Origin of the sequence: Myxococcus sp. SDU36, assembly GCF_030168875.1 — a bacterium.
Lineage (GTDB): Bacteria > Myxococcota > Myxococcia > Myxococcales > Myxococcaceae > Myxococcus > Myxococcus vastator.
The window spans coordinates 5,232,191-5,245,148 of record NZ_CP077414.1 but is presented as its reverse complement, the minus strand read 5'-3'; the positions used below and the strand labels follow the sequence as shown (position 1 = coordinate 5,245,148).

Genomic DNA, 12,958 nt, shown 5'->3' with positions numbered 1-12,958 from the left:
CATGCCGCAACGCCACCCGTCACCTGTCACCGCGCCGAACCCTGCTCACGGGTCGCTGGAGACGTCCTGGATTGATGAATGGGGCATGGCGCCCGAGGCGTCCTCCCCTGATGCGTGGAGCGCGAGGCTGAAGGCGTCCGCCTCCGGTGCGCCTGATGCGTGGCGCGTGGGCCCCGTGGCGTCCATCCCCGGAGTCTCCGAAGCGTGGGGCGCGGGGCTGGAGGAGACGGTCTCCGCCGTGCTCGACGCGTGGGACTCAGGGCAGGTGTCCATTGTCCCCGCCGCGCTCGACGCGTGTGGCGCGGGGCCGGAGGGCACTGAGGCGTGGGGCGTGGGGCCAGGGATGTTCGCGGCCCATGCGCTGGGCCCGGCGGCTCGGGGCCTCTGGGCGGCCACGTCGGAGGCCTGGGAGCGCGGCGCGCCTCCTCCCGTGGCCAGCGAAGGAACGCGACGTCGAGGCGGATGATGGAACGGACAGCCTTTCGCGGCAGGCCGGGCGACGGGGGGGCCGCCGGGCTTGAGGCGGGAGCGCTGGCCTGACGCGCTCAATGCCGCACGGTCCTCCAAGAGAGCAGGTCGATGTCTCGCGTCTTCGATGTCTCCGCAGTCACGGACACCCTTCGTCTGTCCCCGAAGGGGGCGGGGGAGGCCGTCCTCCACGTCATCAACGCCTCGCGTGCCCCCGTGCGCGCGCGCCTCTCGGTGGTGCCTGAGGCAGGCGCCCGGCGCGAGTGGCTCGTCCTTGAAGGCGATCCCCAGCGCGACTTTCCTCCGACGGGCGCGCAGCGCGTCGTCGTCCGGGTCCGCGTGCCAGCGGGGACGCCACCGGGCCACTTCACCTTCCACCTGCGCGTGGAGGACCGCGACGCTCCCGACGCGCGGTTCGCGCAGGGGCCCGCCGTCACCGTCGAGGTGGTCTCCTCGCCGCCCGCCCAAAGGGCGTTCCCCATGAACTGGGCCGTCGTGGCGGTGGGGACGTTCATCCTGCTCGGGACGCTGGCCTCCCTGCTCGCCGCGGACAGGGCGCGGCAGCCCGGCCCTGGGGCGCCCTGTCCGGATGGGCATTGTGGCAAGGGGCTGACGTGCGCGAAGCAGCGCGACGGGGGCGTGTGCCTGGCCTCGCGAGGCCAGCCCTGCGAGGCGGGCTCCCAGTGCATCACCGGCTTCTGTGAGCCCGGCGTGGGCTGCACGGTGCCGCTGGGGAAGGACTGCGCCTCTCCGGAGGACTGCCCGGGCGCGCTGACGTGCGCCGACGTGCTGGGCTCGTCCGTCTGTCTCCTCGAGCCGGAAGAGGCCTGTGAGAATGACCGCGACTGCGCCAGCTTCTTCTGCACCCCGGAGCGCAAGTGCAACCGCGATGACGGACGCTGTGACAGCAACGCCGAATGTCAGTCGCCCACGCAGTGTGGCGCGACGAAGCTGTGCCAGCTCCCGGATGGACAGCCGTGCATGCGGCACGAGGCCTGCCTCTCCGGCTACTGCTCGGAGACCTGCCAGGTGTCGCCAGAGTCCTTCCAGTGTGAGTCACCGTGCCCCGCGTACACAGCCTGTGTGTCGGGGAGCTGCGTCTCCGTGGAGGGCGAGCTCCTCAACCAGAACATGCTGCTGACGGCGCCCCGCATCCTCAAGGGCATCCGGGAGCTGCGCATCCAGCAGGGCACCCGGCCGTAGCCGGTGCGTGTCACCGCGGCGCCGGCCGCACCGCCTCGCCAATGTCCACCAGCCGCCGCACCTGCGCTTCGCTCAAGCCCAGGTGCCGCGCGGCGCCCGGGAGGTCCCCCGGGACGAAGGCGCGCATGGCCCGGGGACTGAACCAGTTGAAGAGCGTCACGACGCCGCGGACCAGCGAGGACTCGGTGAACACCGCCGTGGGCGGAATGACGTAGTCCTTGGGCACCTGGTTGAGCGCCTGTTGCCGCTGGGTGGCGCTGGGCCCGGGCCCTTCGGCCAGGACGAGCTGCGCGGTGGCCGTGTCCCGGTGACGGGCGATGAGCTCGCAGTAGCGCGCCCAGTCGTCGGGGGCCGGTGGCTGCGCGTTGTGCGCCACCACCAGCACCGTGCCGACAGTGGCCAGCCCCAACGTCCGGCTCCGCACCACGTCCTGGATGTCGGGCGCGTCGAGCTGGACGGGAGCTGTCATCGACGCGTCTCTCCGTGGGGGGCGGACATGCCGGAGTGTTCCTCCCCCTGGTGCCATGCGCAACCCGTATTTATTGAAATACTAGTTAATCCGGCTCCAGAGGTGAGGCGCTGGAGGTGCGGCGTTTGGCTACCGGGTGGGGACGCTGCGCTTGCTCGCGGACACCACCGGTTGCACGACGAGTCGAATCGTAGAAGTCGTCGGCCACAAGGGGCCGCATCCGCAGCGGTATCATGAACGCGTCCAGGAGCGGCTGCTCGAAGCGTTGGGGAGCTGCCGGAAGGTGGCAGATTGCCGCAAGGCCCTCACGGTTGAGCTTCGCAGGCTCGCCAAGGATGCCGTGACCCAAGGGACGGAAATCCACAGGCTTTTGACTCAGGGCAAGTGACGCAGTGAGGAAGTTCACCATGTCGAATCACTCTCGATACTTCAGGCTCAAGGGAGACGTACAGGCCGGTAACTGGTACCTGGGAGAACCATTGACCAGACAGGGCCGGGAGCCGGAAGACATCAGGGAGTTTACTTCTGGACGGCCCTTCCGAGGTGATGGCCGCCTGACGCTCTCTATTCGTGAGCCTGGGTGTCGGCGCGATTTCAGCATGGCAGGCGTCGGCATGACTCCCGTTGTCCACGTCAGGGTGGCCGCCATCTTCGCGGAGCTGGCGCCCAATGATGTGCAAATGATACCTGTAGCTCTCAAAGGATACCCAGACGAATATCAAATCCTCGTTGCTACGAAGGTTGTCCGGTGCATTGACGACAATGCATCAAGTGAAGTGGAGTTCTGGCTGCCAGAGGATGAGAGACCGGACAAGCTCGGCCAATACCGAAACGTGGTTGATATGCGGATTGACCGCACGAAGGTGGGCGACGCCAAGGTCTTCCGCACCTGGGGGTGGACAGTGGCCCTCATCGTCTCGGAGGACATCAAGGCAGCCCTGGAGCGTGCGCAGGTCACGGGAGCAAAATTCGAGGAAGTCTAGACTGCGCGTTCCGCCGAGGCGCGAGTGCCCGTCCCCTCGGCCCGCCGTCAGCGCTGCCGACGCTCAGCTCCAGACCCACCCTGTTATTCAAATTGCATCTGGCGTTGCCAGCAGCCGGCGTCTAGTCGAGGATGAGCTCCACCATCAGGTCATCCTCGGGGTCCTCCTGGATGGACGCGTCCGAGTCGTCCACGTCGTCGCCCTTGAGAGAGAATCCAGCGGGCGTCTGTCCGCCGATGCAGGGAATCGTGCGGGGCGAGGTCCCCACGCCGTCGCCATCCGCGTCGGGGTACAGCACCACCCAGCGGAAGCGCGCGGCGTCCGTGTCATCGCAGTCGTTGCCGGTGGCCTGGGTGAAGTAGGGCTGGGGCAGTGACGTACCGGTGCACACGGCCCCTACTTCGGGCTGGGTGTGTCCATCCGCGTCCCGGTCCACATGCGCGTAGGCCACCTGGTGCCAGCGCGCCGCGTCTTCCTCCGCGCAGTCCGTCCCCTGGGCCGACCACGGCGCGGGCACCGTGCCATCCGTGCACAGCGCGACAGCGTCCCCTGCGCCCACGCCGTCTCCGTCCGCGTCCGTCCACGCCTGGACGGAGGTGTGGACGCTCCGGTCCGCGTCGTCGCAGTCGCTCCCCCGGGGCAGGGTGGCGTAGCCGGCTGGAAGCGTCGCACCCGCGCACAGCGTGCCTGCTTCGGGCAGGGTGAAGCCGTCCCCATCCGCGTCCCGATGCGCGTAGGCCAGGTCCTGCCAGCGCGAGGCATCCACCGCGTCACAGTCCGTGTCCACCGCAGAGAAGCCCTGGGGCATCGAGCGGCCCGCGCAGACGCTCTGCCGGGCGCCCGCGCCAGCGCCGTCACCATCCGTGTCCGGGAACACGCTCCAGCTCACCATGCGGCTGGCGTCGCGGTCGTCGCAGTCGTCCCGGGTGGGCCATTCGGCGTGGCCCTGGGGGAGCTGCGTGCCGCTGCACACCACGCCTTGCTCCGGGACGGTGTCGCCGTCGCCATCCGCGTCCCGATGCGCATACGCGCGCCACTGCCACCGCGTGGGGTCCTCCGGCGCGCAGTCCTCCGCGTCCAGGGCGTAGCCGGGTGGGGCCGTGCGGCCCATGCACTGCGTCTGAGGCTCGCCGCTGCCGAAGCCGTCTCCATCCGCGTCCGCGTAGACGGTGCGCTCCGTCCAGCGCGCGGCGTTCGCGTCATCGCAGTCCAGCCCGTTGGCGCTCAGGGAATAGCCCTGGGGCAGCCGGTCGAGGCCGCACAGCCTGCCTTCCTCCGGCACCGTGTAGCCGTCCCCGTCCGCGTCCCGGTGGGAGTACGTGAGCCAATGGGCGCGAAGGAGATCGTCGGGCGCGCAGTCTCCGTCCACCGCCACATGGCCTGGAGGCGGCCGTCTGCCGGCGCAGTGGGACACGGGCTCGCCGCTGCCCACGCCGTCGCCATCCGGGTCCGGCCATGCCCAGGTGGCTTCCGAGACGCGGGCGTCATGGTCATCACAGTCCGGCGGGCCGGCCTCCGCGCGGTAGCCCACGAGCGTGTCGCCCACGCACAGCGCCAGCGGGCCCTCTCCGGTCGCGCCGTCGCCGTCCAAATCGGGGTAGAGCCCGGTCTGCTCGCGCCAGCGGGACGCATCGGCGGGCGCGCAGTCACCGCCTTGAGGGCTCAGTCCCGCGGGGAGCCGCTGGCCCACGCAGCTCTGGATGGAGGGGCCCGCGCCCACGCCATCCAGGTCCGCGTCTACATGGCCTGCCAGGAACCGCCAGCGCGTGCCATCGCCGGGCGCGCAGTCCAGGGCGTCGACGACACCATCACCGTCCGAGTCCTGCTCCGGGCTGTCGCCATCCGCGCAGCCCGCCAACGTCACCATGGCCAGCGTCAACGCCAGCCATGTCCGTCCAATCATCCCCATGGAAGCCGTCCGTTCCGTCAGCGTGTCCGTGGGGCGTTCAGGGAAGGCGGGTCAGCTTGCAGGTGGCTGAGTAGTTGGACGCAGGAATCCGGACGGTGAGGTGGAAGCGCCCCGGTCGGGTCATCAGGAGCAGCGCCATCCGGTCACACCGCGCGCCAAAGCCCTGCTGGGATTCGTAGTTCCCGACTGCCGACCAGAAGCTGATGGTCCGGGGGGTCGCCTCTCCCTCCAGGATTCCCGTCACTTCGAAGCCACTGAGGGAGTAGGCCATGACTGCATCCACTGTCGTGAAGACGTAGGACGTGCCGTATTCGGCGTCTTCCGCCATCGCGGAAGGGGCCAAGGTCAGGGCAGCGACAACGGAAGCGGTCCGGACAAGACGCGAGAACGACGGGAACATGGGGGCTTTCCTCGAAGCGGGCACGGGAGATGGCGGAACTTCCGCCCTGTGCCCACGCCTTATACGCACCCGCCCCGTTTTCTTGGGTGGCGAACGGGTCGTGCTGTCCGGAGTGACACCCAACTCGTGCTGCACCTTGTCACCGCCGTGAGGCTGCAATACGCCTAGAGGCATGTCCACCGCCGCGCTCCCCGCCGACTTCCTCCAGGCCATCACCGAGGGCTTCCCCGCCGACTTCCTCACCCGGGAGCCAGGGGACCTCCAGGAGTACGGCCGCGACTGGACGCGCGTCTACACGCCGGCCCCCGCCGCGGTGGCGCTCCCTCGGACGACGGACGAGGTCGCCCGGCTGCTGGCCCTGTGCCACCAGCACCACATCGCCGTGGTGCCCTCCGGCGGACGTACGGGACTTGCCGGCGGCGCGGTGGCGGCCCGGGGCGAGCTCGTCCTGTCGCTCCAGCGCATGACGCGGATGGGGCCGGTGGACCTGCTCGGCAACACGGTGCGCGTGCAGGCGGGCGCGGTGACGGAGGCCGTCCACCACCACTGCGCGGAGCACGGCCTCACCTGGCCCGTGGACTTCGCCTCCAAGGGCTCCAGCACGGTGGGCGGCAACATCGCCACCAACGCGGGCGGGGTGAAGGTCATCCGCTACGGCCTCACGCGCCAGTGGGTGCTGGGGCTCCAGGTCGTCACGGCGCAGGGGGAGGTGCTGGAGCTCAACGGCGCGCTGGAAAAGAACAACACCGGCACGGATTTGCGCCAGCTCTTCATCGGCAGCGAGGGCACCCTGGGCGTCATCACCGAGGCCACCCTCAAGCTCACCCCGCTCCCCGGCCCGCAGGACGTGTTCCTCTTCGCGGTGCCGGACGTGGCGGCCGTGCTGCGCCTGTTCCGCGACGCGCGCAGGCAGAGCGCCTTCAGCATCTCCGCCTACGAGTTCTTCACCGACAGGTGCATGGCGCGCCTGGGCCGCCACCGCAAGCTGCGCCCGCCCTTCGAGACGCCCAGCGCGTGCTACGTGCTGCTGGAGGCGGAGGCGAAGGACGCCGCGGCGGTGGAGGGCTGGCTGGGCTCGCTGTTCGAGCGCGAGCTGGTGACGGACGGCGTCCAGGCCCAGGGCGCGGCGCAGGCGGCGGAGCTGTGGGCGCTGCGCGAGGGCATCAGTGAGAGCCTCTCCGCCACCGGCCTGCCGCACAAGAACGACATCTCCCTGCCGGTGGCCGGGCTGGAGGCCTTCTGCGCGGAGCTGGAGGCCCTCTTCAGCGCGCGTTACCCGGGCTGGGAAATCTGCCTCTTCGGCCACATTGGCGACGGCAACCTGCACGTCAACGTGATGAAGCCGGACGCCATGGACAAGGCGGAGTTCCTGGCCCACGCGAAGCAGGCGGACCCCACGATGTTCTCGCTGGTGCGCAAGCACGGCGGAAGCATCTCCGCCGAGCACGGCGTCGGCCTGCTGAAGAAGGACTACCTGGGCTACTCACGCGCGCCGGCGGAGCTGGCCCTGCTGCGCACCCTCAAGCGGGCGCTGGACCCGCAAGGCATCCTCAACCCGGGCAAGGTCGTGGATGCCTGAGGGCGCCGGACGTCAGGACAGGATGCGCGTCTTGATGTCCGTCTCCAGCCCGGCGATGGCCTCGCACACCGGGGTGGACACGTCCTGGTCCAGGTCCATCAGCAGGTAGCCGATGTTGGCGTCCGTGCTGAGCACCTGGGCGTGGATGTTGGCGTTGAGGTCGGAGACGATGCGGTTGATGTCGCGCAGCACGCCCGGGATGTTGCGGTGCACGTTGAGGATGCGGTGCGTGCCCGGGATGAGCGGCGCCTCGATGTGCGGGAAGTTGACCGCGCCCGTGCTGGCGCCCGACTTGAAGTACTTCACCAGGCTGGTGGCGACCTCCTTGCCAATGGAGGCCTGGGCCTCTTCCGTGGACCCGCCGATGTGCGGCGTCAGGACGACGTTGGGCAGACCCTGGAGCGCGGTGACGAAGCCGTCCGAGTTGCTCTCCGGCTCCTCCGGGTAGACGTCCACCGCGGCCCCGCCCAGGTGCCTGGACTGGAGCGCCCGCGCCAGCGCGTCGATGTCCACCACCGTGCCGCGGCTGGCGTTGATGAGGCAGGCGCCCTTCTTCATCTGGGCAATCTGGTCAGCGCCCATCATCAGGTGCGTGGTGGGCAGCGCGGGCACGTGGAGGGTGACGAAGTCGGAGGCGCCGAGCAGCTCCTCCAGCGTGACGGCCGGCTGCGCGTTGCCCATTGGCAGCTTGGTCATCACGTCGAAGTAGAGGACGCGCATGCCCAGCGCCTCGGCGATGATGCCCAGCTGCGAGCCGATGTGGCCGTAGCCAATGATGCCCAGCGTCTTGCCGCGCACCTCATGGCTGCCGGTGGCCACCTTGCGCCACTGGCCCGCGTGGACCTCCCGGCTGCGGTCGAAGAGCTGCCGCGTCAGGATGATGACTTCCGCAATCACCATCTCCGCCACGCTGCGCGTGTTGCTGAACGGCGCGTTGAAGACGGGGATGCCGTGCGTGTTGGCGGACGTCAGGTCCACCTGGTTGGTGCCGATGCAGAAGGCGCCAATGGCCAGCAGGTTCTCCGCGTGCGCCAGCGCCGCGAGCGGCACCGTCGTCTTGCTGCGGATGCCCAACAGGTGCACCCCCTTCAGCCGCTCCGCCAGCTCGTCCGGCTTGAGGGCGGACGAGGCGCGCTCCACCTGGAAGCCCTCCGCGGCCAGCATCTCCCCCGCGGACGGGTGGATGTTCTCCAGCAGCAGGGCTCGGAAGGGGCCGTCACTGCTGATGGCGCGCGTCGGAGAGGGCGGGAACTGGGGAGTGCTCATGGCGCCTTGCGTTAGACCTGGACTCCGGGGCTGTCAAGGGTGGGATGGGGCCTGCCTGCTGCCCGTCCATCACTGCGCGGGCCGCGGCGGGCAATGACCGTGGACGGCCCGACGCGCCAGCGGGGCGGCCACTCCGTGAAGAGTGACGCGCCCCGCGGTGCCCACCTGCTGCGTGGCGTGTGACTACTGGACGGTCCAGCCCACCGTGCCGCTGCAACTGGTGTTGCCGTAGCAGCCCGCGTGGAGCTGGTACGTGCCGCCCGCGCCCGCCGGCACCGTATAGGTGACGTGGGACAGCGAGCCGCACCCGGCGCCGTCGTCGTTGAACTTCACCTGCGTGCCGGCGGCGTTGTACAGGCGGATGAACGAGTCACCCGTGCCGGAGGCGCCCGCCACGTTGCAGGTGCCGAAGGCGAGGCGCTGGCCCGCCGTGAGGGTGACGTCCTCGTGGGTGGTGTTCTGCCGCGCGCTGTTGGAGTTGACCGAGCTGTAGCTGAACGTGCCGGAGGTGGCTGGCGGGGTCGCCGTGCCGATGGTCCACGTCACCGTGCCGCCGCAGCTGGTATCCGCGTAGCAGCCCGCGATGATTTCGTACGTCCCGGCCGCGCCGGCGGTGAACGTCACGTTGGAGCCGCGGCCCGTGGCGCAGCCGTCATCGTTGGAGGCGACCTCGATGCCGCTGGGGCCATTGACGCGCAGCCACGTGTCGCCGGTGAAGCTGGCGCCCGTCAGGCCGCAGGTGCCCACCGTGAGGCTCTGGCCGGCGGTGAGCTCCACCGCGTGGCGGGTGGTGTTCACGGTGGCGTTCTGGGTGTTGCTGGCCGTGAAGTCGAAGGACGTCGGCGGCGGCGGCGTGGTGTTGCACAGCCGGGCGCTGGTGTTGGCGGCGCAGAACGCCTCGATGGCCGGGTGGACATAGGTGATGGACTCGCCGCTGCACCCGCTCTCCGAGCACACGTTCACGACGCGGCAGCTGCCCTGGGTGACGTAGTCGTCGGCGCCACGCACCAGGACGCCGGCGATGGTGCGGTCCGTCATGTCATAGACGGCGGAGCCGGAGTTGCCGGCGAAGGTGTCGGTGGTGGCGACGAAGTAGTCCAGCGTGCTGGCGCGGCCGTTGCGCACACTGCCGCCCGAGTCAATCTTGAGCGGGATGCCGCTGCCCGAGCCGATGACGGCCACGTTGGCGCCCACCGCCATGGCGGTATTGCCCGCCCGGATGGGCGCGGGCGTGAAGCGCGGCGTCGCCGGGCGGTCCAGGCGGATGATGGCGTAGTCCAGGGTCCGGCCGTTCGAGGTGTTGTTGCGTCGCACGACAATCTCCTTGCAGCTGAAGATGTCCTGCGTGGTCATGGTCTGCAGGGCGTTCGCGCCGGGCCGATAGAAGTTGAAGGCCCACTTGAAGTCCTGGCAGTCGGCCGCGCCAGTCACACAGTGGCCGGCGGTCAGCAGCAGGTCGTCGTCGATGAGCGTGCCCGAGCAGTAGCCGGGCGACGGGTCGTCGATGAAGCGCTGGCCCGGGCAGAGGTTGAGCCAGTCGCCCAGGGTGATGCTGTCGAAGACGACGTTGTTGGGGTCCGAGTCGTCAATCTCGTACGGGTCCACCATGACGGCGCTGGCCTGCATGGCGTACTGCCGCAGGGTGGCGTCGGGGTGCGCGTACACGTCCATCCGGTCGTCGGTGCCATAGACGACGGGCTGCTCGGTGGAGCCGCTGCCAGCGGGCTCACCCTCCGAGGCCGGCCCACAGGCCGCGACGGAGAAGGTACACAACAGCGCGCCGAGCAGCTTCCTGCGGGCGTCGGTCCGGGGGATACGCATGAGACAACCACTCCTACGGGAGATGTGAGGCCCACCCCCGTCAGGGGTGAGCCAGCGCAATATAGGTGAAAAAAGGCGTTCCTGCTGTCGGCAGGCGCACAGGCCGCCGCGAGCCTCAGTCCGCGTCGGGGTCGCGCAGCCACTGGAGGGCCTCCCCCCGCGTCTCGAAGGTGCGGGTGGGGATGCTCAGCATGGCGCGCTTCGTCATCCGCCAGGCCTGGAGCCCGGAGGGGGCATCCGTAACGACCCGGGCGGAGCGTTTCATGCCGTGGAGCTGGGCGAAGGCGTTGAGGCTGGCCATGGCCGTCACCACGTCGCTGGGCATCACCCGGAGCTGGGACTGGTCCACCAGGGCGGACCACTCACCGTCCAGGTCATTGATGGCCTTCTTCACGTCGGCCAGGTACTCGGCCAGGTCCGCGGTGGTGACTTGCGGGGGATAGACAACCTCGAGGATGCGGTCCTGCGCGTGAACGGTAATCTGGAATGGCATGACGGTGACGGGCTCCGGGCGGGCGCGCCATCCTAGCCGCCGCCGGTGACACGTCTAGAGCGGGGGGCGGATGGCGGCGCCTTCCCGGCCCTGTCCGGAAGGGCCGGAAATGTCAGACCCACCTGGTACTGACGTCCCTGCCGCTGCTCCGGTACCGGCGCGCCGAAGGGGCGCGACGGCGGCTGCACCCGGCAAGGGGGTTTCATGAACACGAAGTTGTACGTCCTGGGCGCGGTGCTGGGCGCCGCCCCGGGCCTGCTGCCGGGGGTGACGCCACCTCCAGACGCGAAGGACGCGCTGGAGACCCAGGGCGCGTTCCCCGACGAAGGCCGCACGAGGGGTGGACACCCGGGCCAGGCGCCCCGCCATCCGTGCGAGGCCATCACCATCATCCAGGTGCCCTGCGATGCCGAGCAGGAGGCCTGCGAGTACACGTACTGGCACTGCCCCGAGGTCGTGAATCCGCTCCGGGCGTGAGTGACTGACGCAGCAAGGAGCGCACGGGCGGCCGGTTTTCGCCCGTGCGCTCTTTTTTCGCGACGTGTCGGCCGTTCGCTTTTCTCCCGCGGCGCGTGTCCGTCTTGCTTGACACCCCGGAATCCCCGGCGGAAAAGCCCAGACACACGAGGCGGCCCGGCCGTTCTTCCTCAGGGGCCGCCGGGGAGCCCGGCATTGAAGCTCGCGACGCTCAAGGACGGAACCCGTGACGGCCGCCTCATCGTCGTCAAGCGGGACAACTCAGCCTATGCGCTGGCCACCAACGTGGCGCTCACGCTGCAAGCCGCGCTGGACGACTGGGAGACGAAGGAGCCGCAGCTGCGCGCGCTGGACGCCCAATTGGAGGCGGGAACGGTGCAGAGCCGCCCGCTGGACGTCGGCGCCCTGCACGCGCCCCTGCCGCGCGCCTACGAATGGGTGGACGGCAGCGCGTACCTCAACCACGTCATCCTGGTGCGCAAGGCGCGCGGCGCCGAGCCGCCGGAGACGTTGAAGACGGACCCGCTGGTGTACCAGGGTGGCTCCGGGGACTTCCTGGCGCCCACCGCCGACATCCCCCTGGCCGACGAGGCCTGGGGCCTGGACTTCGAAGCCGAGGTCTGCGCCATCCTGGGTGACACGCCCCAGGGCACGAAGGCGGAGAGCGCGGCGCCGCACGTCAAGCTGCTGATGCTGGCCAACGACGTGTCCCTGCGCAACCTCATCCCCAACGAGCTGGCCAAGGGCTTCGGCTTCTTCCAGAGCAAGCCGGCCACGGCGTTCAGCCCCTTCGCGGTGACGCCGGACGAGCTGGGCGCGGCCTGGCACGACGGCCGCATCCACCTGCGGCTGCGCTCGGTGCTCAACGGGCAGCAGGTGGGCGACACGGACGCGGGGCCGGAGATGCACTTCTCCTTCTTCGACCTCATCCAGCACCTGTGCAAGACGCGCAGCTACACGGCGGGCACCATCCTGGGCAGCGGCACGGTGTCCAACGCGGACCGCGAGCGCGGCATCTCCTGCCTCGCAGAGCGCCGGATGATTGAGAAGATTGAGCAGGGCGAGTCGAAGACGCCCTTCATGAAGCCGGGCGACACCATCGACATCGAGATGACGGATGCCGAAGGCCGCAGCGTGTTCGGCCGCATCGCCCAGAAGGTGGTGAAGGTGCCATGACGGGCCTTCGGCTCTACAGCTACTGGCGCTCGTCCGCGTCGTGGCGGGTGCGCATCGGCCTGCACCTGAAGGGGCTGAAGTTCGACTACGTGCCGGTGCACCTGGTGAAGGACGGCGGCGAGCAGCACGGCGCCGCGTACCGGGCGGTCAACCCCATGCGCACGCTGCCCACGCTGGAGTGGACGGAGGCGGATGGCTCGGTGCGCAGGCTCTCCCAGTCACTGCCGGTGCTGGAGTACCTGGAGGAGCGCTTCCCGGCGCCCGCGCTGCTGCCCGCGGACGCGTTCCTCCGGGCGCAGTCCCGGATGCTGGCGGAGCTGGTGAACTCCGGCATCCAGCCCCTGCAGAACCTGTCCGTGATGCAGCGCCTCAAGCAGGAGCTGGGCGCGGACGACAAGGCGTGGTCGGCCTACTGGAACGCGCGGGGGCTGGAGGCGCTGGAGGCGGCGGTGCAGTCCACCGCGGGGCGCTTCTGTGTCGGGGACGCGGTGTCGCTCGCGGACGTGTGCCTGGTGCCGCAGCTCTACGGCGCGCGCCGCTTCGGCGTGGACCTGGCGGCGTACCCCACGCTGCTGCGCATCGAAGCCGAGTGCCAGGCGCTGCCCGCCTTCCAGGCCGCCCAGCCCGACCGGCAGCCGGACGCGGTTCCCGCCTGAGGCGTGTGTGGCGGCTACGCCTGTCCGGGCGTGGCCGCCGCTGAGTGGGTGCTGGGCG

At 69.8% G+C, this 12,958-nt stretch carries 13 protein-coding genes and 1 pseudogene; 8 read left to right on the top strand and 6 right to left on the bottom strand.

Annotated features, from left to right (window positions below; all coding sequences use genetic code 11):
* Position 1 precedes the first annotated feature (1 nt).
* Together KGD87_RS20900 and KGD87_RS20895 are read left to right on the top strand one after the other, a co-directional pair.
* A complete protein-coding gene (locus KGD87_RS20900) occupies positions 2 to 466 on the top strand; it encodes a hypothetical protein (RefSeq protein ID WP_284662084.1) in 465 nt (154 codons plus the stop codon).
* A gap of 113 nt (positions 467 to 579) precedes the next feature.
* Entirely contained in the window at positions 580 to 1,671 is a 1,092-nt protein-coding gene (locus tag KGD87_RS20895; RefSeq protein WP_284662082.1) for a hypothetical protein, read from the top strand.
* Between the two features lie 10 nt (positions 1,672 to 1,681).
* Here the strand turns inward: KGD87_RS20895 and KGD87_RS20890 are convergent, their stop codons facing one another.
* Entirely contained in the window at positions 1,682 to 2,140 is a 459-nt protein-coding gene (locus KGD87_RS20890) for an STAS/SEC14 domain-containing protein (protein ID WP_284662081.1), read from the bottom strand.
* 177 nt (positions 2,141 to 2,317) lie between these two features.
* On the opposite strand from KGD87_RS20890, the pseudogene KGD87_RS20885 reads away from it, so the two are divergent.
* Positions 2,318 to 2,528, top strand: a pseudogene (locus KGD87_RS20885) (AHH domain-containing protein); the annotation flags it as partial.
* Positions 2,529 to 2,547: 19 nt separating this feature from the next.
* A complete protein-coding gene (locus KGD87_RS20880) occupies positions 2,548 to 3,123 on the top strand; it encodes an imm11 family protein (RefSeq protein ID WP_284662078.1) in 576 nt (191 codons plus the stop codon).
* A 121-nt stretch (positions 3,124 to 3,244) separates the two neighbouring features.
* On the opposite strand, the gene KGD87_RS20875 is transcribed toward KGD87_RS20880, so the two are convergent.
* Both KGD87_RS20875 and KGD87_RS20870 read right to left on the bottom strand, forming a co-directional pair.
* Positions 3,245 to 5,026 (bottom strand): hypothetical protein, encoded by a 1,782-nt coding sequence (locus tag KGD87_RS20875; protein ID WP_284662077.1) that lies wholly within the window; start codon positions 5,024 to 5,026, stop codon positions 3,245 to 3,247.
* A 43-nt stretch (positions 5,027 to 5,069) separates the two neighbouring features.
* The gene (locus tag KGD87_RS20870; protein ID WP_284662076.1) at positions 5,070 to 5,432 is read right to left on the bottom strand and encodes a hypothetical protein; all 363 of its coding nucleotides are present in this window, start codon (positions 5,430 to 5,432) and stop codon (positions 5,070 to 5,072) included.
* Between the two features lie 172 nt (positions 5,433 to 5,604).
* On the opposite strand from KGD87_RS20870, the gene KGD87_RS20865 reads away from it, so the two are divergent.
* Positions 5,605 to 7,011 (top strand): FAD-binding oxidoreductase, encoded by a 1,407-nt coding sequence (locus tag KGD87_RS20865; RefSeq protein WP_284662075.1) that lies wholly within the window; start codon positions 5,605 to 5,607, stop codon positions 7,009 to 7,011.
* 12 nt (positions 7,012 to 7,023) lie between these two features.
* Here KGD87_RS20865 and serA read toward each other — a convergent pair whose 3' ends face one another.
* The 3 genes from serA to KGD87_RS20850 all read right to left on the bottom strand — a co-directional run bounded on the left by serA (position 7,024) and on the right by KGD87_RS20850 (position 10,591).
* Positions 7,024 to 8,277, bottom strand: coding sequence for a phosphoglycerate dehydrogenase (gene serA, locus KGD87_RS20860; protein ID WP_284662073.1), 1,254 nt, complete (start codon positions 8,275 to 8,277; stop codon positions 7,024 to 7,026).
* A gap of 183 nt (positions 8,278 to 8,460) precedes the next feature.
* Entirely contained in the window at positions 8,461 to 10,098 is a 1,638-nt protein-coding gene (locus KGD87_RS20855) for a serine protease (RefSeq protein WP_284662072.1), read from the bottom strand.
* A gap of 115 nt (positions 10,099 to 10,213) precedes the next feature.
* The gene (locus tag KGD87_RS20850; protein WP_176418514.1) at positions 10,214 to 10,591 is read right to left on the bottom strand and encodes a SpoIIAA family protein; all 378 of its coding nucleotides are present in this window, start codon (positions 10,589 to 10,591) and stop codon (positions 10,214 to 10,216) included.
* Between the two features lie 204 nt (positions 10,592 to 10,795).
* Between KGD87_RS20850 and KGD87_RS20845 the strand changes: the two genes are divergently transcribed.
* From KGD87_RS20845 to maiA, 3 genes are all read left to right on the top strand, one after another.
* Positions 10,796 to 11,068, top strand: a complete 273-nt coding sequence (locus KGD87_RS20845; RefSeq protein WP_284662071.1) for a hypothetical protein — start codon at positions 10,796 to 10,798, stop codon at positions 11,066 to 11,068.
* 195 nt (positions 11,069 to 11,263) lie between these two features.
* The gene (locus KGD87_RS20840; RefSeq protein WP_163783514.1) at positions 11,264 to 12,244 is read left to right on the top strand and encodes a fumarylacetoacetate hydrolase family protein; all 981 of its coding nucleotides are present in this window, start codon (positions 11,264 to 11,266) and stop codon (positions 12,242 to 12,244) included.
* Positions 12,241 to 12,900, top strand: coding sequence for a maleylacetoacetate isomerase (maiA, locus tag KGD87_RS20835; RefSeq protein ID WP_284662070.1), 660 nt, complete (start codon positions 12,241 to 12,243; stop codon positions 12,898 to 12,900). Before KGD87_RS20840 ends, maiA begins: the two co-directional genes overlap by 4 nt.
* Positions 12,901 to 12,958: the final 58 nt, after the last annotated feature.